The sequence below is a fragment of the Microbacterium sp. BH-3-3-3 genome (genome assembly GCF_007679045.1).
GTDB lineage: Bacteria > Actinomycetota > Actinomycetes > Actinomycetales > Microbacteriaceae > Microbacterium > Microbacterium algihabitans.
Map to the genome: position 1 here is coordinate 378,528 of NZ_VEFS01000003.1, position 21,664 is coordinate 400,191.

Annotated in this window: 21 protein-coding genes and 1 tRNA gene; 10 read left to right on the forward strand and 12 right to left on the reverse strand. The window is 71.1% G+C overall.

Annotated elements, in window-relative coordinates; genetic code table 11:
- Positions 1–7: 7 nt before the first annotated feature.
- A complete protein-coding gene (locus FS769_RS12105; RefSeq protein ID WP_186325534.1) occupies positions 8–1,246 on the reverse strand; it encodes an anthranilate synthase component I family protein in 1,239 nt (412 codons plus the stop codon).
- 42 nt (positions 1,247–1,288) lie between these two features.
- Here FS769_RS12105 and FS769_RS12110 point away from each other — a divergent pair, with 42 nt between their 5' ends.
- From FS769_RS12110 to FS769_RS12130, 5 genes are all read left to right on the forward strand, one after another.
- Positions 1,289–1,969, forward strand: a complete 681-nt coding sequence (locus FS769_RS12110; RefSeq protein ID WP_144833721.1) for a DedA family protein — start codon at positions 1,289–1,291, stop codon at positions 1,967–1,969.
- 5 nt (positions 1,970–1,974) lie between these two features.
- Positions 1,975–3,006, forward strand: coding sequence for an App1 family protein (locus FS769_RS12115; RefSeq protein WP_144833723.1), 1,032 nt, complete (start codon positions 1,975–1,977; stop codon positions 3,004–3,006).
- Positions 3,007–3,397: 391 nt separating this feature from the next.
- Positions 3,398–4,108 (forward strand): SOS response-associated peptidase, encoded by a 711-nt coding sequence (locus FS769_RS12120; RefSeq protein WP_144833725.1) that lies wholly within the window; start codon positions 3,398–3,400, stop codon positions 4,106–4,108.
- Entirely contained in the window at positions 4,105–5,013 is a 909-nt protein-coding gene (locus FS769_RS12125; protein WP_262346213.1) for a 3-methyladenine DNA glycosylase, read from the forward strand. Before FS769_RS12120 ends, FS769_RS12125 begins: the two co-directional genes overlap by 4 nt.
- Before the next feature lie 42 nt (positions 5,014–5,055).
- Positions 5,056–5,128 (forward strand) — tRNA-Ala (locus FS769_RS12130).
- Between the two features lie 496 nt (positions 5,129–5,624).
- On the opposite strand, the gene FS769_RS12135 is transcribed toward FS769_RS12130, so the two are convergent.
- Positions 5,625–6,989: an MFS transporter gene (locus FS769_RS12135; protein ID WP_144833727.1), complete on the reverse strand. Its 1,365-nt coding sequence runs from the start codon at positions 6,987–6,989 to the stop codon at positions 5,625–5,627.
- A gap of 187 nt (positions 6,990–7,176) precedes the next feature.
- Here FS769_RS12135 and FS769_RS12140 point away from each other — a divergent pair, with 187 nt between their 5' ends.
- From FS769_RS12140 to FS769_RS12150, 3 genes are read left to right on the forward strand one after another with little or no spacing between them, the layout of a single operon-like run.
- The gene (locus FS769_RS12140) at positions 7,177–7,833 is read left to right on the forward strand and encodes a response regulator transcription factor (RefSeq protein WP_144833729.1); all 657 of its coding nucleotides are present in this window, start codon (positions 7,177–7,179) and stop codon (positions 7,831–7,833) included.
- Positions 7,830–9,218 (forward strand): HAMP domain-containing sensor histidine kinase, encoded by a 1,389-nt coding sequence (locus FS769_RS12145; RefSeq protein WP_144833731.1) that lies wholly within the window; start codon positions 7,830–7,832, stop codon positions 9,216–9,218. Before FS769_RS12140 ends, FS769_RS12145 begins: the two co-directional genes overlap by 4 nt.
- Positions 9,215–10,153 carry a TAXI family TRAP transporter solute-binding subunit gene (locus FS769_RS12150; protein ID WP_144833733.1) on the forward strand — a complete coding sequence of 313 codons (939 nt, stop codon included), beginning with the start codon at positions 9,215–9,217 and terminating at the stop codon, positions 10,151–10,153. The genes FS769_RS12145 and FS769_RS12150 overlap by 4 nt, the downstream gene beginning before the upstream one ends.
- A 61-nt stretch (positions 10,154–10,214) precedes the next feature.
- Here FS769_RS12150 and rsfS read toward each other — a convergent pair whose 3' ends face one another.
- The 9 genes from rsfS to rplU all read right to left on the reverse strand — a co-directional run bounded on the left by rsfS (position 10,215) and on the right by rplU (position 17,010).
- A complete protein-coding gene (gene rsfS / locus FS769_RS12155) occupies positions 10,215–10,595 on the reverse strand; it encodes a ribosome silencing factor (RefSeq protein WP_144833735.1) in 381 nt (126 codons plus the stop codon).
- On the reverse strand, positions 10,592–11,785 hold the full coding sequence (locus FS769_RS16870; RefSeq protein WP_186325535.1) for a hypothetical protein: 1,194 nt from the start codon (positions 11,783–11,785) through the stop codon (positions 10,592–10,594). The genes rsfS and FS769_RS16870 overlap by 4 nt, the downstream gene beginning before the upstream one ends.
- Positions 11,782–12,378: a nicotinate-nucleotide adenylyltransferase gene (gene nadD / locus FS769_RS12165; protein WP_144833737.1), complete on the reverse strand. Its 597-nt coding sequence runs from the start codon at positions 12,376–12,378 to the stop codon at positions 11,782–11,784. Before nadD ends, FS769_RS16870 begins: the two co-directional genes overlap by 4 nt.
- Positions 12,379–12,388: 10 nt before the next feature.
- Positions 12,389–12,616: a hypothetical protein gene (locus FS769_RS12170; protein WP_144833739.1), complete on the reverse strand. Its 228-nt coding sequence runs from the start codon at positions 12,614–12,616 to the stop codon at positions 12,389–12,391.
- Between the two features lie 50 nt (positions 12,617–12,666).
- On the reverse strand, positions 12,667–13,926 hold the full coding sequence (locus tag FS769_RS12175) for a glutamate-5-semialdehyde dehydrogenase (RefSeq protein WP_144833741.1): 1,260 nt from the start codon (positions 13,924–13,926) through the stop codon (positions 12,667–12,669).
- 4 nt (positions 13,927–13,930) lie between these two features.
- Positions 13,931–14,767 carry a glutamate 5-kinase gene (gene proB, locus FS769_RS12180; protein WP_144833743.1) on the reverse strand — a complete coding sequence of 279 codons (837 nt, stop codon included), beginning with the start codon at positions 14,765–14,767 and terminating at the stop codon, positions 13,931–13,933.
- Positions 14,764–16,323 carry a GTPase ObgE gene (obgE, locus tag FS769_RS12185; protein ID WP_144833745.1) on the reverse strand — a complete coding sequence of 520 codons (1,560 nt, stop codon included), beginning with the start codon at positions 16,321–16,323 and terminating at the stop codon, positions 14,764–14,766. Before obgE ends, proB begins: the two co-directional genes overlap by 4 nt.
- Before the next feature lie 99 nt (positions 16,324–16,422).
- Positions 16,423–16,683 (reverse strand): 50S ribosomal protein L27, encoded by a 261-nt coding sequence (gene rpmA, locus FS769_RS12190; RefSeq protein WP_055836932.1) that lies wholly within the window; start codon positions 16,681–16,683, stop codon positions 16,423–16,425.
- A gap of 18 nt (positions 16,684–16,701) precedes the next feature.
- Positions 16,702–17,010, reverse strand: a complete 309-nt coding sequence (rplU, locus tag FS769_RS12195) for a 50S ribosomal protein L21 (RefSeq protein ID WP_138172328.1) — start codon at positions 17,008–17,010, stop codon at positions 16,702–16,704.
- Between the two features lie 212 nt (positions 17,011–17,222).
- Here rplU and FS769_RS12200 point away from each other — a divergent pair, with 212 nt between their 5' ends.
- Positions 17,223–17,498 carry a DUF4031 domain-containing protein gene (locus FS769_RS12200; protein ID WP_144833747.1) on the forward strand — a complete coding sequence of 92 codons (276 nt, stop codon included), beginning with the start codon at positions 17,223–17,225 and terminating at the stop codon, positions 17,496–17,498.
- Between the two features lie 136 nt (positions 17,499–17,634).
- On the opposite strand, the gene FS769_RS12205 is transcribed toward FS769_RS12200, so the two are convergent.
- Positions 17,635–20,289, reverse strand: coding sequence for an Rne/Rng family ribonuclease (locus tag FS769_RS12205; RefSeq protein WP_144833749.1), 2,655 nt, complete (start codon positions 20,287–20,289; stop codon positions 17,635–17,637).
- Positions 20,290–20,596: 307 nt separating this feature from the next.
- Here FS769_RS12205 and FS769_RS12210 point away from each other — a divergent pair, with 307 nt between their 5' ends.
- Positions 20,597–21,193: a vitamin K epoxide reductase family protein gene (locus tag FS769_RS12210; RefSeq protein WP_144833751.1), complete on the forward strand. Its 597-nt coding sequence runs from the start codon at positions 20,597–20,599 to the stop codon at positions 21,191–21,193.
- The last annotated feature ends 471 nt before the right edge of the window (positions 21,194–21,664 follow it).

Sequence of the window (21,664 nt, forward strand, 5' to 3'; positions counted from 1 at the left end):
CCGCGGGTCACCACCCGGGCGGAACCTCGGCTCCCAGGGCCGCCAGCGGGGCTCGGGCCTTGATGCCCACCTCGGCGACTTCGGATGCCGCGACCGAGCGCCACGTGATGCCGCCTCCGGCGCCGACCCAGGCGGCATCCGGTTCGACCACGACGCTGCGGATGACCATCGCGAGATCCGCGGCCCCGTCGTCGCCGATCCAGCCGAACGCACCGGAGTACACCTCGCGCGGGGCCGCTTCGAGGCCGGCGAGGATCTGCATCGCCGACTGTTTGGGGGCGCCGGTCATGCTGCCGGCCGGGAAGACCGCGTCGAGCAGGCCACCCACGGTCGTGCCCGGCAGCAGTTCACCCGACACCTCGCTCACGAGCTGGTGCACGTGCGGGTACGTCTCCACTTCGAGCAGGCGGTCGACCCCCACGCTCGAGGGGGCGCACACCCGCGACAGGTCGTTGCGCATCAGGTCGACGATCATGACGTTCTCGGCCTGCTCCTTGGCATCCGCCCGCAATTCCTCCGCGAGGGCCGCGTCGACGGCGGCGTCGGCTGAGCGCGGACGCGTGCCCTTGATCGGATGCGTGTGCACGCGCCCCTCGCGCACCTCGACGAACCGCTCGGGCGAGGCGCTCACGAGCGCCGTGGCGCCGCGGCGCACGAAGCCCGCGTGGTGCGAGGTCGAGGCGCGGCGCAGCCGGCGGAACACCTCGAGCGCTGCGAAGCGCCCGGGAACGGTGAAGCGTGTGGTGAGGCAGAGCTGGTACGCGTCGCCGAGGCGGATCCGCTCGCGGCACGCCTCGATCCGTTCGGCGTAGCCCTCGGGTGTCACGCGGGCGGATGCCGCGCCCCGAGCCGACGCCGTCGGCACCGCACCCGCCGGTGGGGCCTCGGCGGCCCGCGCAGCCAGGGTCTCGTCGCCGATCGCGAACACGCGCCGGTTCTCGTGGTCGAACGCGAGCAGGCGATCCACGCGCATCCACGCGTCGTCGCCCTCGTACGAGCGCCACCCGACCCATCCGCCGCGGAAGGCCCCCGCTTCGTGCGAGACGGTTCCGGATGCCGCGGCATCCGCCCTCAAGGGCTGCTCCGCCGCGTCGGGAACGCCCGTGCCCATCCAGCTCCAGCCCGCGCTCGCGTCGACCCCGGCGTCGAGCCAGAACGCGTGCGGAGCCGTGGAGAACAGGTGCAGGAACACCGCTTCGGGATCGACCCAGTCGCGCAGGGCGAACGGGAAGGCGGATTCTGGCACGCTCCCAGGCTAGGGCGAGCCCGCGGCCCTAGGCTGACGGAGGTGAACGAGATCCTCACGTGGCTCCTCGACGTCGTCCAGAACGTCGATCCCGTGCTGCGCACGATCCTCGCCGGTGTCGCGGTCATGCTCGAGACGAGCGTGCTCGTCGGGCTGATCGTCCCCGGCGACACGATGGTGATCGTCGCCGGCACCGCGGTCGCCTCGCCCGTCGAAGGCGTGGTGCTCGCCGCCGCGATCGTCATCGGCGCCCTGGCCGGTGAGAGCCTCGGGTTCTGGCTCGGCCGCTACTTCGGCCCGCGCATTCGGGCGTCGAAGCTCGGTCAGAAGCTCGGCGAACGCAACTGGGAGCGCGCCGACCGCTACCTCCGCCGTCGCGGCGGTCCGGCCATCTTCCTCTCGCGCTTCCTGCCCGTGCTGCACTCGCTGGTGCCGCTGACGGTCGGCATGAGCGGCTACCGCTACCGCCGCTTCCTCGCCTGGACCACCCCCGCCTGCATCGTCTGGGCCGGGCTCTACGTCACGATCGCGGCGACCGCCGCCGGCACCTACCGCGAGCTGAGCGATCAGATCCACTACGCCGGCTACATCTTCGTGGGGATCCTCGCGGCGTTCCTCGTGCTGGTGTTCGTGGGCAAGAAGATCCTGGAGCGCGTCGAGCGCCGACACCTCGCCGACGAGAGCGCCACCCTCGAACCTGCGGACGGTGACGTGAAAGACTGAGGCCGATGCCTCGCTCTCCTCGCGCCAAAGTGCTCTGGTTCGCCCGACTCGAGCGCCGGTTCCACCGGTGGCGCGAACGCCGCGCCCGCGCGCGGGGCCTGCGCCCCGGCGTGACGGGCTTCCCCGGGTACGGCACCGAGGAATGGGTGCGCGTGCTCGGCCGCGTGCTGATCGCCCCGCCGGCCCGCCGCACCTCGACCGGCGACGTCGAGAGCCTGCGCGGATGGCGCAGCTTCGCCGCCGTTCCGGTCGGCTTCGCGCACGTCACCGTGACGATCGACGGCGTCGAGCACAACGTCCCCGCCGATCGCGGCGGGGTCATCGACGCCAAGCTCCCCGCGACGCTGAAGCCCGGGTGGCAGAGCATCACGATGTCGGTCGAGGGCAGCGAGCCCACCGAGACCCGCGTGTTCATCGTCGGCTCCGACGTGCGCTTCGGCGTGGTCAGCGACATCGACGACACCGTCATGGTCACCCTGCTCCCCCGCCCGCTGCTCGCGGCGTGGAACTCCTTCGTGGTCGACGAGCACGCGCGCCAGCCCGTTCCCGGCATGGCCGTGATGCTCGAGCGACTGACCCGGGAGCATCCCGGGACCCCGATCATCTACCTCTCCACCGGTGCGTGGAACGTCGCCCCGACCCTCACGCGCTTCATGCGCCGTCACCTGTTCCCGGCCGGATCGTTCCTGCTGACCGACTGGGGCCCCACGCACGACCGGTGGTTCCGCAGCGGACGCGCCCACAAGGAGCAGAACCTGCGCCGCCTCGCCGCGGAGTTCCCGCAGGTGAAGTGGCTGCTGGTGGGCGACGACGGTCAGCACGACGACGCCATCTACACCGGCTTCGCGATCGAGCACCCCGACAACGTCGCGGCCGTCGCGATCCGCAAGCTGCTGCCTGCCGAGGCCGTGCTGGCCGGTGGCCGCACCGTCGTCGACGATCACTCCGCGGCCGAGGTGCCGTGGGTGAGCGAGTCCGACGGCGCGGGCCTGCTGGACCGCCTGCAGAACACGGGCGTCATCTCGCGCGACGCCTGATGTCGGATGCCGCGGCCCGGCGCTTCGCGTATGTTCAGCGATTCGCGCAATGTCGGTGGCATCCGGTGCCTTCCGGCTGAGGGTGCGCGGATCGCTGAGGCTGCGCGACGCGTGATCCCGGATGCCGCGGCCCCGCGCCGCGTATCTTCAGCGATTCGCGCGATGTCGGTGGTATCCGGTGTCTTCTGGCTGAGGGTGTGCGGATCGCTGAGGCTGCGCGACGCGTGACCCCGGATGCCGCGGCCCCGGCGCGCCGCGTATCTTCAGCGATTCGCACGATGTCGGCGGCATTCGGTGCCCTCCGGCTGAGGATGTGCGGATCGCTGAGGCTGCGCGGCCGCCCGACGTGCGCGGGCGGCCCGATGTCGGAGGTGGCGCGTACGGTGGAGGCATGTGCGGTCGATTCGTCGTAGCCAATGTGGCCAGCGAGCTCGTGGGGGTGCTCCGCGTCGACGTCGAGGCCGATGAGCTGCCCCAGCCCTCCTACAACATCGCCCCGACCTCGCAGGTCGGCATCGTGCTCGACTCGATCAAGAGCGAGCCCCCGGTGCGGCGCCTCGAGGTCGCGCGCTGGGGCCTCGTCCCCGGGTGGGCCAAAGACGTCAAGATCGGCGCTCGCGCGTTCAACGCGCGCAGCGAAGAGGTCGAAGACAAGCCCATGTTCCGCAACGCGCTGATCAAGCGACGGGCGATCATCCCGGCATCCGGGTACTACGAGTGGAAGACGACCGAGGCCGGCAAGACGCCGCACTACATCCACCCCGCCGACGGGTCGCCGATGTTCTTCGCCGGCCTGTACGAGTGGTGGAAAGACCCCGCGCGCGCCGACGACGACCCCGCCCGCTGGGTGCTCAGCTGCACGATCCTCACGCGCGACGCGATCGGGCGCCTCGGGTCGATCCACGACCGCATGCCGCTGTTCATGGACCCCGACTTCGCCGACTTCTGGCTCGATCCGACGACCGAGAACGTGGGCGACATCCTCGACGCCGCGATCGACGCCGCTCCCGACGTCGCCGAGACACTCGACGACCACGTCGTGTCGGCCGCGGTCGGCAACGTGCGCAACGACTCCCCCGAGCTGATCGAACCGGTGGAGTGACGCTGCTGCTCGAGGCTCCGGCGCTCTCGCGGGTGGAGTGGACCGCCGCCGCGACCGCGCACGCCGAGCGCGCCGACCTTCTCACCGCCGAGCACCGCGCCCGCGCGAGCCGTGCCGAGAAGCACCCCGTCGAGGACTTCCTCTTCACGTACTACTCGTACAAGCCCGCAATCCTGCGGCGCTGGCATCCGGGCGCCGACGTCGCGCTCGAGCAGGCGCCCGAGCGCGCCGAGTGGCGCTGGTACCGCGCCGAGGGCGCGGACGTGCGGGTGGATGCCGCTCGCTTCCGCGACGAGAAGGGGGCGATGTACCGCGGCATCGTCAACCTGCTACGCGCCACGCGCGAGCGCCCGGGCCAGTTCGGCTGCTTCGGCCTGCACGAATGGGCCATGGCCTATCGCGCCGACGAGGTGCGGCACGCGGTGCCCCTGCGCCTGGGCCGCGCGGGCACCGACGCCGTGGTGGAGGCGCACGATCTGCGCTGCACGCACTTCGATGCCTTCCGGTTCTTCACGCCCGAGGCCGTGCCGTTGAACCGATCGCCCCTCACGCGCGACGATCAACCGCAGCGCGAGCAGCCCGGGTGCCTGCACGCCGGCATGGACCTCTACAAGTGGGCGGTCAAGCTCGGACCGCTGGTTCCCGGCGATGCGCTGCTCGATGCGTTCGAGCTGGCCCGCGATATCCGCACCCTCGACATGGAGGCCTCGCCCTACGACCTGACCGCCTGGGGCTACGAGCCCGTCGCGATCGAGACGCCCGAGGGCAAGGCGCAGTATGTCTCGCGACAGCGTGCTCTGAGCGAGCGCGGACAGCGCCTACGCGGCCGCATCCTGACGGCCGTCACGGGGGTCGACGACACGCCCGGCGGCGCGGATTTCCTGCCGTCGCGAACTCTGTTGTAAGCTCATGGAGTTGCCTCAAACGGGGCGGAAAACAAAAAATACGGGCCTGTGGCGCAGCTGGTAGCGCACCTGCATGGCATGCAGGGGGTCAGGGGTTCGAGTCCCCTCAGGTCCACCCAGAGAGAAAGCCCCCGCTTCGGCGGGGGCTTTCTTCGTTCCCGCACGGTGCGTTCCCGGTCGGCCGAGGTCACGGCATCCCTCCCCTTCCGCACGACCTCGGCGATTCGCACATCCTCAGCCTGAGGGCGCCGGATGCCACCGACATTGCGCGGATCGCTGAGGTTACGCCGTGCACGGGGCACCGCGGCATCCGTCCGAGGCCGCACAACTTCGGTGATTCGCACGACCTCAGCCCGAGGGCACCGGATGCCACCGACCAAGCGCGAATCGCTGAGTTTGCGCCGCGCGCGGGGCCCCTCTCCCCTTTCCTCACGACCTCGGCGATCCGCACAACCTCAGCCCGAGGGCGCCGGATGCCACCGACATCGTGCGGATCGCTGAGATTGCGCCGCGCGCGGGGCACCGCGGCATCCCTCGACAACCGCCTCGCCGGGCACGCGCACGGCGAGGGGCGCCTCCCCTCGACGGAGAAGGCGCCCCTCGGGGACGTGTCAGCGGGACGACACCGTCTCGCGGGACTTCGCTGCGTGCGTCTCGCGCATGAGCAATTCGTCGTCGAGCCAGTTCGGCGCCTTGTTGCGCAGGGCGAAGATGTACACCAGCAGCGAGGCGGCGATGATCGCCGTGACGTAGACGATGAACAGCGGCACCTGAGAGGTGCTCTGCGCTCCGGCGTACAGCAGCGGGGCGGTGCCGCCGAAGAGCGAGTTGGCCAGCGCGTAGCCGAGGCCCACGCCCAGCGCCCGCACGTGGGTCGGGAACAGCTGCGCCTTCACGAGCGCGTTGATCGAGGTGTACCCGGTGAGGATGACGAACCCGCCGAGCAGGATCGCGAACGCCGCGAACTCGTTCGTCTGCTGCGGCAGCATCGTGATGAGGAACCACGTGTAGATCACGCCGCCGACGCCGAAGAACACCAGCAGGCGCTTGCGTCCGACCTTGTCGGACAGCCACCCGCCGAGGGGCTGCATGAGCATGAGGGCCGTCAGCGCGATCAGGTTGATCACGGTTCCGGTCACGACGTCGCCGCCCGAGAAGGCCGTCTTGACGATGTTGGGCCCGGTCACCGAGTACGTGTAGAACGCGACGGTGCCACCGGCGGTCACGGCGAAGCACAGCAGCAGCGGACGCCAGTTGTTGACGAACAGGTCGCGCATCGAGCCCGACTGCTGCGTCTTGCCCGCCTTGGTGTCGGCGATGACGCTCTTCTCGAGCGACTCGTCCATGGTGCGTCGCATCCAGAAGACGGCCACGGCCGCGACGCCGCCGATCGCGAAGGCGACGCGCCAGCCCCACTCGGTGATGGCCTGATCGTCGAGGGTCAGCACCATCACGAGCAGCGTCGTCTGGGCGAGCACGTGACCGCCCACGAGGGTGACGTAGTGGAACGACGAGAGGAAGCCGCGGCGACCGGGCATCGCGGCCTCCGACATGTAGGTCGCGCTCGTGCCGTACTCACCGCCGGTGGCGAAGCCCTGAACGAGACGCGCGAACACGAGGATGACGACGGCGCCGGCGCCGATCGCCTGGGCCGTCGGTGCGAGGGCGATCACGAGCGAGCAGAAGGCCATCAGCGACACCGACACCGTCAGCGACAGGCGGCGTCCGTGCCGGTCGGCGAAGCGTCCGAAGAACCACGACCCGATCGGTCGCATGAGGAAGGTGACGGCGAAGATCGCCCACACGTAGATGGTCGAGTTCTTGTCGTCGGCGCTGAAGAACTGCGACTCGAAGTAGACCGCGAACACGGAGTAGACGTAGACGTCGTACCACTCCACGAGGTTGCCCGCGGAGCCTTTGAGCGTGTTCGAGATCGACCGCCGCATGCTCGTGGGGATCGTTGTCGTCGTTGACATCGTGGTTCCGATCTGTCGAAGGGTTCTGGAACCCTGCGTCGCCGACTCGCGATCCCGGCGGCGTCGCGGGGTGTCTCCGCCATCGTGGTCGACCGGCGACGCGGCATCCGGAATCCTTACATCCGCCTTACATTCCACCCGGCCCGCCCGACCGCAGCCCGAGGGTGCGTCTGCCTACGATGGTGCGATGCACGTACTCGTAGCCGAGGACGACGGCTCCGTCGCCGCAGCGCTGGTCTCGGCGCTCACGCGCGCGGGTCACACGTGCACCCGCGTCTCCCGTGGCAGCGACGTGCTGCTGCGCCACCGCGACGCCCACGTCGTGCTGCTCGACCTCGGGCTCGAGGACATGGACGGCCTCGACGCCCTGCGCCAGCTGCGCGAGGTGACCGCCATCCCCGTGATCGTGGTGACGGCCCGCGGAGATGAGCGCTCGACGGTGCGGGCGCTGTCGCTCGGCGCCGACGACTACCTCGTCAAACCCGTTCGCCTGCACGAGCTCCTCGCCCGTCTCATCGCCGTCACGCGGCGCTACAGCCCTCCCGACGAGCCCACGCGCGTGCAGGCAGGTCCCGTCGACATCGACGTGGATGCGCACCGCGTGCAGGTCGGTGGGCGCGAGGTGGCGCTGACGCCCAACGAGTTCGGCATCCTGCTCGCCCTCGCCCGTCGGGCAGGACAGGCGGTGAGCCGCCGCCTCATCCTCGACGAGGTCTGGGGCGATGCCTACGCGGCGTCGTCGCGCTCGTTCGACGTGCATCTGGGTCAGGTGCGGCAGAAGGTGCCCGAGGTCACGATCACGACCATCCGCGGCTTCGGCTACCGCCTCGAGGACGCCGCGTGAGACTTCGCGTGCTCCTGCCGCTGCTGGTGTTCGGCCTCATCGCCGTGATCGCGGTGCTCATCCCGGTGGCGCAGTCCATCGCCGACTCGCGTACGCAGCAGGTGTCGCTGCAACGCAGCGCCGCGCTCGACCAGGTCGTGCAGCGGGCGCGCACGGCGCTCGTGCAGAACCAGGCCGCGTCGCTGCAGACCTACCTGGATCGCTTCCACGCGGTGTACGGCGAGTCGGTGATGGTGCTCGACGACCGCGGCGTGCCGGTCGCGGCGGCAGGGACCCTCGTGCCCGACGACCGCGTCTCGGGCATCGTCGGCGCCGCCGCGCGCGCGATCCCCCAGCTCGACCTGCCGCGGGTCACCCCGTGGGCGCCCTCTACGGCGCTCGTTGCCGTGCCGGTGATCGCGGCGGGCGACCTGTCGACGGGCGTGGTCGTGCTCGAGGTCGACCTGACCGCGGCCAAGGCCGAGGTGACATGGGCGTGGGTGGTCGTCGGGGTGATCGGCCTGCTGCTGCTGGCCGCGCTCATGGGCGCCTCGCTGCTGTGGACCCGATGGGTCCTGCGTCCCGTGCGCGCGCTGGATTCCGCCGTCGCCGCGCTCACCGCCCACCGCGACCCCACTCCCCTGCCCCCGATGGGTCCGCCCGAGCTGCGCCGGCTGAGCCGGGCGTTCGACGCCATGACGGCCGAGGTCGAGAGCAGCCTTGAACAACAGCGCGGATTCGTCGCCGACGCCTCGCACCAGCTGCGCACGCCGCTCGCCGCGATCCGTTTGCGCGTCGACGGTCTTCCGCGCGAGGGCGACGCCGCCGATGACCTCTCCGCGGTCGACGACGACCTCGACCGCCTCGAGCACACGGTCGAGCGTATGCTGACCCTCGCGAACGCCGAGCACCGCGCCTCAGCGCGCAGCCACGGATTCGACGCCGCACGCGACGACGGCGTCGTGCGCGAGTGCACGGTGTCGGCCGCGAGCCTCGCCGACCGGCACCGCCGGCGCCTCACCGACGCGGGGCTGACCCTTCACGCGGACGACGACGCGCTCGTGACCGCCCCGTGCGCGCAGGCGGATCTCGAGGAGATGGTCGACGTGCTGCTCGACAACGCCGCGAAGTACGCCGGGGCCGGTGCCGAGGTGTGGGTGCACTTCGTTCCGGATGCCGCGGGGGTCGAGCTCGTCGTGGAGGATTCGGGCACGCGCCTGACCGATGCCGACCTCGAGCGCATGGGCACGCGCTTCTGGAGGAGCACCGCGCAGCCCTCGCGCCCGGGCACCGGCCTGGGTCTGGCGATCGTGGCGCAGCTCATGCGCGCCGCGGGCGGCCGGCTCGACCTCTCACGGGCGGCTGCGGGCGGTCTCGCGGCGCGTCTCGTCTGGGAGCACCGATGACGGCCCTGACGCGCCGTGAGGCGCTCGCGTGGGCTCTGCTCGCCGGATCGACGGCCGTGCTCTCCGGGTGCGTCCCCACCGCCGCCCCTCCCCTGGTGCTGGGCTGCGGCGAAGCGGGCGGAAGCTACCTGCAGTTCGGAGAGTTGCTGGCGGATGCCACGAGCTCGTCGACCCGCCTGCGCATCTCACCGTTGCCCACCGAGGGCAGCGTCGACAACCTCGCTCTGCTCGCCGCGCGACACGTCGACCTCGCGCTGTCGCTGGTGGATTCCGCGGCGGCCGCGGATCCCGCCGCCGACGTCGTGGCCATCGGGCGCGTCTACCAGAACTACCTGCAGTGCGTGGTGCGTGCCGACGGCGGCATCCGGAACCTCGACGACCTCGCGGGGCGGACGGTGTCTCTCGGGGCACCGGGATCGGGGGCGGCGGCCACCGCGCGTCGTGTGCTCGAGGTGTCGGGGCTGGCCGGTTCGGCCACGCCGCCCCGCGTCGTCGAGCGCACGTTCCGCGAAGCGGTGGACGACCTCGCGGCCGGCACGATTGACGCGCTGTTCTGGTCGGGCGGTGTTCCCACCCCGCAGATCGCCGACCTCGCGACCCGGGTGCCGATCACCGTGATCGACACCACCCCCGCCCTCGACGGTCTCGCCCGCGCGTACCCCGAGGTGTACGCGGCGACGACGATTCCGGCGGGTGTCTACGACGCCAAGCGCGCTGTCCCCACGATCGGCGTCGCCAACCTGCTGCTCGCGCGCAGCGACCTCGCCGACGACCTCGTGCGCGCGCTCGTTGACGCGCTCATCGACGACGCCCCGGCGCTCGTGCCCGCCGATGCCCTCGGCATCCAATACCTGACGCCGGCGAGCCTGATCGACACCGCGCCCCTCGCGCTGCACCCGGCGGCGGAGCGGCGCTATCGTGAACGGTACGGCTGACCCGGGCACACGCCAGAACGCCCCCTGCCCGAGCGGGCAGAGGGCGTCGAAGGCGCGCAGCTCAGTCGGCGGCGTTGGCCGGCGTGGGCAGCTCGATCGGAACGACCGGGCAGTCCTTCCAGAGGCGCTCGAGGCCGTAGTACACGCGCTCCTCCTCGTGGAAGACGTGCACGACGAGGTCGCCGAAGTCGAGAAGCACCCAGCGGGACTCCTGTCGGCCCTCGCGGCGCAGGCGCTTGTGGCCCGACTCGAGGAGCTTCTCTTCGATCTCGTCGGCGATCGCGGCGACGTTGCGCTCGTTGCGACCGGTGATGAGAAGGAAGATGTCGACGAGGGGAAGAGGCTCCGACACGTCGAGCGCGACGATGTCGTCGCCGCCCTTCGCGTCGGCGGCGATGGCGGCGATCTGCGCCATCTCGCGGCCGTTGTCGGTGGCTGTCATCGGAAGACTCCTGTCGTGATGGCGAGGCCGAGGGCCACGACCACTCCCAGCGCGAGGATGCCCGTCGTGATGACGAGCACGAGGAGGAGCTTGCTCCCCTTCTCGGGCGCCGGGGGGCGAATGATCTCGCCGGGTTGCTTGACGGTGCTGATGGCCGCACTCGCGGCGATCGGCGTGGGCGACGAGGCGGGCGGAAGCTCGCCGTCGAGAAGCACGGCGTCGGCGTCATGGCCGTCGGTCGTGCCGGGGGCGTGCCCGACCGAGCCGAGGCCCGCCGGAAGGTCGAACGAACCGGTGATCATGATCTCGCCGGTGCCGGTCATCGGGCCGACCAGCGGCACGCCGGTCGGGGTCTGCGAGAGGATCAGCGCATTGGGCGTCGAGACGGCGCCCGTGCCGCCCGGTCCGCGCGTGATCAGCTGATCGAACGAGGCGGGCAGGGTGACGTCGGGCGTCACACCCTCGAGCAGGTCGGAGCCCAGCGCCGGATTGACGACGGAGGCGGCGCCCTGCGGCTCGGAGACGGCCGTCTCGTCGGTCTCGGGGGCGGAGGGGCGGAAGATCGCGGGGAGCACCGGCGCATCGTCGGCGCGGGGAGCCGGGGCCGGAGCCGCGGGCTGCGACCGCTCGAGATCGGAGCTGATGATCGGTACGGCGGCCGTACGGATCTTCTCCTGCTCGCGCACCTGGCGGCGGGTGAGACCCGAGACGCCGAACTCGGCGCCGTCGTCGGAGAAGGGCGAGCCGAAGGCCGGGGGGAAGGCCGCAGCGGCCGGACGCTCGTCGAGGGCGGCCACGGCGGGCGCGGGCTCGTCGGCGGTGTCGGCCGGGGCCTCCTCGGCCGGAGCCTGGTCGGCCGGAGCCTCGTCGGAGGGTGCTTCCTCGGCCGGAGCCTCGTCGGACGGGGCTTCCTCGACCGGCGCGTCCTCGACGGGCGCCTCTTCGACGTTACCCTCCTCCGCGAGGGCGGCGTCGGCCGACTGCTCACCCTCGGGCACGGCATCGATGACCTCGTGCGGCGTCGACGCCTCGTCGATGGGGGTCGTCGGGGTCGCGGGCTCGACGGCCGCGGCATCCGGGGTCTCGCCCTCGGGCTGCGGGACGATGATGGGCGTCGCGCCGGTCTGGCGGAGCTCACGCAGCTGACGACGGGTCAGGGGCGGGGTCTCGGGGTTCTCGGACGTGCTCATGGCTTGCTCCGGTAGAGGTGGTGCTTCGCGATGTACTGCACGACGCCGTCGGGCACGAGGTACCACACGGGGTGTCCTCGGCGCACACGGGCGCGGCAGTCGGTGGACGAGATCGACAGCGCCGGAATCTCCAGCTGGCTCACATTCTGCGACGGGAGGCCCTCGGTGGTCAGCACGTGACCGGGGCGCGAGACGGCGACGAAGTGCGCGAGGTCCCACAGCTCCTGGTGGTTGCGCCAGCTCAGGATCTGGGCCACCGCGTCGGCGCCGGTGATGAAGAACAACTCGGCACCGGGCCGCTGGTCTTGCAGGTCGCGCAGCGTGTCGATCGTGTACGTCGGGCCGGCGCGGTCGATGTCGACGCGGCTCACGGTGAACTGCGGGTTGGATGCCGTCGCGATCACCGTCATGAGGTAGCGGTGCTCGCTCTCGGTGACGTCGTCTTTCTGCCACGGGCGACCCGTGGGAACGAAGACGACCTCATCGAGATCGAATGACTGGGCGACCTCGCTGGCGGCGACCAGGTGACCGTGATGGATGGGATCGAACGTCCCACCCATGACCCCGATCCGAGGGGCGCGCGTCACCGACATACAGCGGGCCTCAGTGGCCGTGCGCCTCGGGGGTGGGCGTGCCGTGCTTCTTCGTGTACGCCTCGGCCTTGTGGGCGTGACGGTTCGACACGTTGCGGTACGACAGGGTGACCAGGCTCAGGCAGACGAAGACCACGAAGGCCAGGGCGCCGTACCAGAAGGTCGTGGCCTGCACGTTGCCGCCCTCGTGGTGTCCGGCCTGTTCGGCGACCTGGGCGAGAAGTGACACGAAAGTCATCAGTGCTCCGTTCGAAGTGTCTGCGCAGAGCGCATTGTCATTTTAGGCGGTCAGGCGCGGACCTGGCCGCCGCCGCGCCCGAGCCACTTGGTGCTCGTCAGTTCGGCGAGCCCCATGGGGCCGCGGGCATGGAGTTTCTGGGTCGAGATGCCGACCTCGGCGCCGAAGCCGAACTCCCCGCCGTCGGTGAAACGCGTCGAGGCGTTCACCAGCACGACGGCCGAGTCGACCTCGGCGAGGAAGCGATCGGCGGCGCTCTGGTCGTCGGTGATGATCGACTCGGTGTGCTGGGTCGAGTAGCGGCGGATGTGGGCGAGGGCCTCGTCGAGGTCGTCGACGACGCGCACGGCGAGGTCGAGGGTTCCGTATTCGCGCGCCCAGTCGTCGTCGCTGGCCGGCACGACGCGCGAGTCGGTCGCGCGAGTGGTCTCGTCGCCGTGCACGGTGACGCCGGCGTCGATCACGGATGCCAAGAGCTCGGGCAGCAGACGGTCGGCCGCGTCGCGGTGCACGAGCACCGTCTCGACGGCGTTGCACACGCTCGGGCGCTGCGTCTTGGCGTTCAGCACGATGTCGCGCGCCCAGTCGGCGCGCGCGGAGGCGTCGACGACGATGTGCACGACACCGGCTCCGGTCTCGATCACCGGCACGGTCGACTCGGTCACGACGGTCTCGATGAGACCCGCGCTGCCGCGGGGCACCAGCACGTCGACGAGCCCGCGGGCGTTCATCAGCGCGCGGGCGCCGTCGCGGCCGAAATCGTCGACGCTCTGGATCGCCTCTGGATCGACCCCCTGGGCGCTCAGCGCATCGCGCATGACGCGCACGAGGGTGGCGTTGCTGGCCTGGGCCGCCGAGCCGCCGCGCAAGACGACGGCGTTGCCGGAGCGCAGGGCGAGGGAGGCGATGTCGACCGTGACGTTGGGACGCGCCTCGTAGATCGAACCGACGACGCCGAACGGCACCGCAACCTTCTGCAGCGCGAGGCCGTTGGGCAGGGTGCGGGTGTCGAGCACGCGTCCGACGGGGTCGGGCAGGTCGGCGACGTCGCGCACCGCCGCGGCGAGGGCCGCTACGCGCCCCGCGTCGAGGCGCAGGCGGTCGAGGAGGGCCTCGCCGATGGCATCCGCCCGCCCTCGCTCGAGGTCTTCGGCGTTCGCGGCGACGATCTCGTCGGTCGCGGCCTCGACGGCGTCGGCGACGGCGCGCAGCACCGCGCTCTTGCGTGCGGAGTCGAGCAGCCCGATCTCGCGCGCGGCGTCTTTCGCCAGACGCAGGCGCTCGTCGACGGAAGCGGCGATCACGGACATGCGCTCAGTGTACCGGCGCGCCCACAGCGCCCACGGGGCCCGTTGCCAGGGTCACCGGGTCGGGGTTGGGGGCGAACCAGGTGCCCACCTGCTCGCCCGCGAGGGCCGAGGCGACGAGGTCGGCGCTGGTGACCAGCACTCCCACGCCGGCGGTGGAGGCGAGCTTGGCCGCGGAGGCCTTGGTGGCCGCTCCCCCGGTGCCCACGCCGTTGACGACGCCCGCGCCGAACTCGAAGTCCGACAGGTCGTCGCCCCAGGCCACGTCGACGATCGGACGCGCGCCCGCTTCGCTCGGCGGACGCGTGAAGAGCGTCTCGATGTCGCTGAGCAGAACCAGGGCGTCGGCGCCGATCAGCTGGGCGACGAGGGCCGCGAGGCGGTCGTTGTCGCCGAAGCGGATCTCGTGAGTCGCGACGGTGTCGTTCTCGTTGACGATCGGGAGGATGCCGAGGCCCAGCAGACGCTCCATGGCCCGACGGGCGTTGGAGCGGTGGGTGGCGTTCTCGAGGTCGCCCGCGGTCAGCAGCACCTGACCGGCGAGGAGCCCGAAGCGATCGAGCGAGGTCTGATAGCGCCACATGAGCACGTTCTGCCCCACCGCCGCGGCGGCCTGCTGCGTGGCGAGGTCGTTCGGACGCCCGCCCAGATCGAGCAGCGGCAGAGCGGTGGCGATGGCACCCGACGACACGAGCACGACCTCGGTCCCCGCCGCATGCGCGCGCGAGAGGGCCTCGACGATCGTGTCGATGCGGTGCGCACCGTCGCCGCTGATCGACGACGAACCGACCTTCACCACGACGCGGGCGGCGCCGGGGATGTCGGCGCGCGTCGACGCGGTCACCGCTGGTCGTCCTCGGTACCGGATGCCGCTTCCTGCAGCTCCGCCGAGTCGCCGTCGGGCGTGATGCCCACGGCACGCGCCGCGCGGCGCTCGGCCTCGAGCTCGGCGCGGGCGTCGGCCTTGGCATCCATGCGCTCGTGGTACTGCTCGCGACGCTCCGACGAGGTGCGACGCGGGTTCTGCACCAGACGCGGGTCGGTGCCGCGGGGAGCGGTCATCAGCTCGGCGGCCGAGGTGAGCGTGGGCTCCCAGTCGAAGACGATGCCGTCTCCGGGGCCGATGACGACGGTCGCACCCGCGACCGCGCCGGCGCGGAACAGTCCGTCTTCGACGCCGAGGCGCGCGAGACGATCGGCGAGGTAGCCGACGGCCTCTTCGTTCTGGAAGTCGGTCTGCTGCACCCACTTGACCGGCTTGTCGCCGAGGATCCGGTACACCGGGCCGTACGTGCCGCCCTCGACCTTGATCTCGAAGTCCTTCTGGGCGCCGCGCGGGCGGATGACGACGCGCTCGGCGGGAGCCTCGGCGATCGTGGCCAGGCGGTGCTGCTCGACGAGCTCGCCCAGGGCGAAGGTCAGTTCGCGCAGGCCCGAGCGACTGACAGTCGAGATCTCGAACACGCGGAAGCCGCGGGCCTCGAGATCGGGGCGCACGAAGTCGGCGAGCTCGTGCGCCTCGGGAACGTCGACCTTGTTGAGGGCGATGATCTGCGGGCGCTCGAGCAGGGGTACCTGGCCCTCGGGCACGGGGTACGCGGCGAGCTCGGCGAGGATGATGTCGAGATCGCTCAGCGGGTCGCGGCCGGGGTCGAGGGTGGCGCAGTCGAGCACGTGCACGAGGGCCGTGCAGCGCTCGACGTGGCGGAGGAACTCCAGCCCGAGGCCCTTGCCCTCGCTCGCGCCCTCGATGAGGCCGGGCACGTCGGCGATCGTGAAGCGCGCGTCGCCGGCCTGCACGACACCGAGGTTGGGATGCAGCGTGGTGAACGGGTAGTCGGCGATCTTGGGCCGCGCCGCCGACACGGCGGCGATGAGGCTCGACTTGCCGGCCGAGGGGAACCCGACCAGGGCCACGTCGGCGACGGTCTTGAGCTCGAGGACGACGTCGCCCTCGTAGCCGGGGGTGCCCAGCAGCGCGAAGCCGGGAGCCTTGCGCTTGGGAGAGGACAGGGCCGCGTTGCCGAGCCCGCCGAGGCCGCCCGGGGCGGCGACGAAACGCATACCCGGGGCGATCATGTCGACGAGCACGTTGCCGTCGACGTCTTTCACGACGGTGCCCAGCGGAACGGGCAGCTCCTGGTCTTCACCGAGGGCGCCCGAGCGGTGATCGCCCATGCCGAATCCGCCGTTGCCTGCGGAGCGGTGCGGCGAGTGGTGGTACGACAGCAGCGTGGTCGTCTGCGGGTCGGCGACGAGAACGACGTCGCCGCCGCTGCCGCCGTTGCCTCCGTCGGGACCGGCCAGCGGCTTGAACTTCTCACGGCGCACCGAGACGCAGCCGTTGCCGCCCTTTCCTGCACGCAGGTGCAGGGTCACGCGGTCGACGAAGGTGACCATGGCGGGTCCTTCCGGGAAGGGTCGGGCGATGCCGACGTGAAAAACGAGAAGAGGGGGCGGGCTGAGCCCACCCCCTCTGGAGCGCCGAAGCGCTGTGGATTACTCCGCTGCAGCGGTGACGATGTTGACGACCTTGCGGCCGCCCTTCGCGCCGAACTGGACCGCACCGGGGGCCAGAGCGAACAGCGTGTCGTCGCCACCACGGCCGACGTTGGCGCCGGGGTGGAAGTGCGTGCCGCGCTGGCGGACGATGATCTCGCCGGCGAGGACGACCTGGCCGCCGAAACGCTTCACGCCGAGGCGCTGTGCGTTGGAATCACGACCGTTACGGGTGGAGCTTGCGCCCTTTTTGTGTGCCATCTCTGCGTCTCCTGGCTCTTACTTGATGCCGGTGATCTTGACGCGCGTGAGGTCCTGACGGTGGCCCTGGCGCTTCTTGTAGCCGGTCTTGTTCTTGAACTTCTGGATCACGATCTTCGGACCGCGCTCCTCGCCGAGCACCTCGGCCGTGACCGAGACCTTCGCGAGCTTGTCGGCGTCGGTCGTGACCGCGTCGCCGTCGACGAACAGGACGGCGGGCAGCTGGATGCTCTCGCCGATCTTCGCCTTCTGGCGGTCGAGCACGACGATGGTGCCGACCTGGACCTTCTCCTGGCGGCCGCCGGCGCGCACAACTGCGTAAACCACTTCACACCTGTTTCGTTCGGGAGCCGCGGGGCTCCGGTTGTCTGATGACGTCGGGAGGGTCTGATGACCCAAGTCTCGGTGCGATCCGGCCGACGAAAGTCAGCGGGGTCTCGCTCGTACAGAGCGGACGCGACGCACCAAGGGTCGAGTTTAGCTCACCGGAGGGCATCCGGCAAAAGCATCCGCCCGCGTGTCGACCGTAGGATCGCGGGATGGCGATCCTCATCGACGACCCGCAGTGGCCCGCACACGGTCGACTGTGGGCGCACCTGGTCAGCGACAGCGATCTCGCCGAGCTGCACGCCTTCGCCTCCGCCGCCGGCATTCCCCGCCGCGCCTTCGACCTCGACCACTACGACGTGCCCGACGAGCGGCACGCCGACCTCGTCGCCGCGGGCGCGGAGCACGTGGGCGGCAAGGAGCTCGTGCGCCGTCTGCGCGCCTCGGGTCTGCGGATCACGGCACGAGAGCGCCGCCCCGGCGCCTGACGGCCGACTGTCGGCGTTCTGACGGCCCGCCGGGCCCCTCGGCATCCGTCCCCCTCCTCCTGCGCGTGAGGGGCCGCTCGCCCTCGCCCGAGCGATGCTCGGCGACGGAGAGCGACCCCTCACGGGAGAAGCGGGCTCAGGCCTCGGTGGTCGGCTGCGCGTTGACCGGCGTACCCGTGAGGGCCGCGGTGGTCACGCGACGACGCGAGCGTCCCTGACCGGGGGCCTTGGGCTCGGGAAGCGCCTCGAGCACGGACTCCAGCAGGGCGTCCTTCTCGGTGCGGGGAGCCTTGGGCTCGCGCTTCTTGCGCGGACGCTTCTCGCGCGCCGGGGCCGGGGCCTCGGCGGCGGAATCGCTCTTCGCCTCGAGCACGGCTTCGACGGACGCGACGACCGCCGCCTCGACCACGGCGGGATCGTCGAGGGTGGGCTTGACCGTGGATGCCGCGATCTGCGCCAGCGCCGACTTCACGCCCTCGGTGATGGTGTGCGTGCCGCCGGCCGGGGCCGCCGCTGCGCCGGTGTTCTGCGCCGGAGCGTTGCCACCGCCGTTTCCGTTGTTGCCGTTCGAGGGGCCGTTGCCGCCGCGGCCGCGACGGTTCGACGAACCGCCGTTGGCGTTGCCGCCGCCGTTGGACGACGAGCCCGCGGGACGGTGCTTGACCACGGGATCGTGGTGCACGACGACGCCACGGCCGGCGCAGACCTCGCACGCCTCGCTGAAGGTCTCGAGAAGGCCGAGGCCGAGCTTCTTGCGGGTCATCTGCACCAGACCGAGCGAGGTGACCTCGGCGACCTGGTGCTTCGTGCGGTCACGGCTCAGGCACTCGATGAGGCGGCGCAGCACGAGGTCGCGGTTGGACTCGAGCACCATGTCGATGAAGTCGACGACGATGATGCCGCCGATGTCGCGCAGGCGCAGCTGGCGCACGATCTCTTCGGCCGCTTCGAGGTTGTTCTTGGTGACGGTCTCTTCGAGGTTTCCGCCCGAGCCGACGAACTTGCCGGTGTTGACGTCGACGACCGTCATGGCCTCGGTGCGGTCGATCACGAGCGAGCCGCCCGAGGGCAGCCAGACCTTGCGGTCGAGGGCCTTCTCGATCTGCTCGGTCACGCGGAACGCGTCGAACGGGTCCTGCTCGCCTTCGTACTTCTCGACCCGCTCGAGCAGGTCGGGGGCGACGCCCTGGAGGTACGACGAGATCGTCTGCAGCGCCTCGTCGCCCTGGATGAGCATGCGCGTGAAGTCCTCGTTGAAGACGTCGCGGACGATCTTGACCAGGAGGTCGGGCTCGGAGTGCAGCAGGGCCGGAGCCTGGATGGTCTTGATCTGGCTCGAGACGTGCTCCCACTGCGCGGTGAGGCGCTGGACGTCGAGGGTCAGCTGCTCTTCGGTGGCGCCCTCGGCGGCGGTGCGCACGATCACGCCCGACGACTCGGGGAGCACCTCCTTGAGGATCTTCTTCAGGCGCGCGCGCTCGGTGTCGGGGAGCTTGCGCGAGATGCCGTTCATCGTGCCGTTGGGCACGTAGACCAGGTAGCGGCCGGGCAGCGAGATCTGGCTCGTCAGGCGAGCACCCTTGTGACCCACGGGGTCCTTGGTGACCTGCACGAGCACGCGGTCGCCCGACTTGAGGGCGAGCTCGATGCGACGCGGCTGGTTGTTGGTCTCGACGCCGTCCCAGTCGACCTCGCCGGAGTACAGCACGGCGTTGCGGCCGCGACCGATGTCGACGAACGCGGCCTCCATGCTCGGCAGCACGTTCTGCACGCGGCCCAGGTACACGTTGCCGATGAGCGAGGCGTCCTGGTTGCGCGCGACGTAGTGCTCGACGAGCACGTTGTCTTCGAGGACGGCGATCTGGATGCGACCGGCCTTGGAGCGCACGACCATGACGCGGTCGACGGCCTCGCGGCGGGCGAGGAACTCGGCCTCGGTCACGACGGGGCGACGGCGACCGGCCTCGCGACCGTCGCGGCGACGCTGCTTCTTGGCTTCGAGGCGCGTGGAGCCCTTGATGCGCTGCGGCTCGGTGATGACCTCGACCGCGCGCTGGCGCACGGGCGGAGCCGGGGCCTCGACGACCTCGTCGGAACCGGTGCCCACTCCCCCGCGGCGGCGGTTGCGGCGACGCGCGTTGGCGGAGCCGCGCTCAGCGGGGGCGTCGTCGTCGCGGTCGTCGCGGTCCCACGAGTCGTCGCGCACGGGAAGCGGCGGCAGCTCGGGGGCGTAGAAGTGCAGGGCCGTCGAGACGGCGGAGACGAAGTTCTCGGGGAGCAGTCCGAGCGAGACGGCGGTCGGGCGCGCGGGCTTCTCGGGCTCGGCGGGGGCCGTGGGCTCGGGGGCCGCCTGGGGCTCGGAGGTTGCCTCGGGCTCGGGGGCGGATGCCGGCGCCTCGGCCGTCGCGTCGGCCTCGGGTGCCGTGTGCTCGGTTGTGGCAGCCGGAGTCGCCTCGTCGGCCGCTGCCTCGGCGGGGGCCTCGACCGGAGTGTCGGCAGCGGAAGCCTCGTCAGCCGGGGCCTCGGCGGGGGCCTCGTCGACAGGGGCCTCGGCGGGCACCTCGTCGGAGGGAGCCTCGGCGGGCGCGCTCGCGTCGTCCTCGGACGCCGCGGCGGCCTCGTCGAGCACCGCGGGGGCCTCGGTGTCGGTCGACGCCGCGTCTTCGGCATCCTGAACCGCGGCCTCTTCTTCGTCGACCGCAGGGGCCGCGAGATCGGGGGCAGTCACGTCGGACGCGGACGTGGGGGGCGTGTCGTCGGTGGGGTTCTGATCGTCGGTCACATCAGCCATGCGGAGGTACTCCCTGGCGGGCGACACCGCGCGTCGCCCGACGAAATCTCATGCGGCGCCGCACCCGGCGGGGCCGCGAACTCACTCGGTCTGCAGCCGGCCTGCGGCTCGTGCTGCGAAGGGCGGTCATCGCCCGAAGTCTTCTGGGTGATGTTCCTGCGGCGCGGCCGCGGTCACATCAGCCTTCATTATCGCACGAACCGCCGCGTTCGCCCACGAGAAGCCTTCTGCCGGTCTCGCGGGCGCGTCGCGACGGCCAGGCGCGTTCAAAGCGACTGCATAGCGGGGCGGTGCAAGAATCGCCCCCATGAGCGAAACCGTCACTCCCCGTCGTCCGGTCGTCGTCGCGATCTGGCTGATCTTCGCGGGCGTCGTCGGGTGGTGGGCGGCCTTCTCGCTCACGATGGAACGCTTCGCCCAACTGCAGAACCCCGGCACCGCGGCATCCTGCGACTTCAGCGTGCTCGTGCAGTGCTCGGCCAACCTGCAGTCGGCCCAGGGCAGCGTGTTCGGCTTCCCCAACCCGATCATCGGCCTCGGCGCGTGGATCGCTCCGATCGTGGTCGGCATGGCGCTGCTGGCCGGCGCCCGCTTCGCCCGGTGGTTCTGGGTGCTGTTCTGGCTGGGCTTCGTCTTCGCGATCAGCTTCGTCATCTGGCTGATCTCGCAGAGCCTGTTCGTGCTGGCGACCCTCTGCCCGTGGTGCATGGTGACGTGGTCGGTGGTGATCCCGTCGTTCTTCGTGGTGACGCTGCACGTGCTGCGCGAGGGTGTGATCCCGCGAGAGCGCGTGCGCGAGGTCGCCGACCGCCTCATGGCGTGGGTGCCGCTCATGACGATCGTGGCGTTCGTCGTCGTCGCGGTGATCGCGCAGCTGCGGCTGAACGTGCTCGCCCAGCTCTGACCCCACGGGGTGCACAGGTCCCTGAGCTGGTCGAAGGGACCGAGACCCGTGCAGCACAGGTCCCTGAGCTTGTCGAAGGAACCGGGACCCGCGCAGCACAGGTCCCTGAGCCTGTCGAAGGGACCGGGACCCGGGCGAGGCCGCGCAGCGCAGGTCCCTGAGCCTGTCGAAGGGACCGGGACCCGTGCAGCACAGGTCCCTGAGCTTGTCGAAGGGACCGGGACCCGCGTGAGCCCGCGCAACTGAGGTCCCTGAGCCTGTCGAAGGGACCGGGACCCGTGCGAGGCCGCGCAGCACAGGTCCCTGAGCTTGTCGAAGGGACCGGGACCCGCGTGAGCCCGCGCAGCGCAGGTCCCTGAGCCTGTCGAAGGGACCGGGACCCGCGCGAGGCCGCGCAGCACAGGTCCCTGAGCTTGTCGAAGGGACCGGGACCCGCGTGAGCCCGCGCAACTGAGGTCCCTGAGCCTGTCG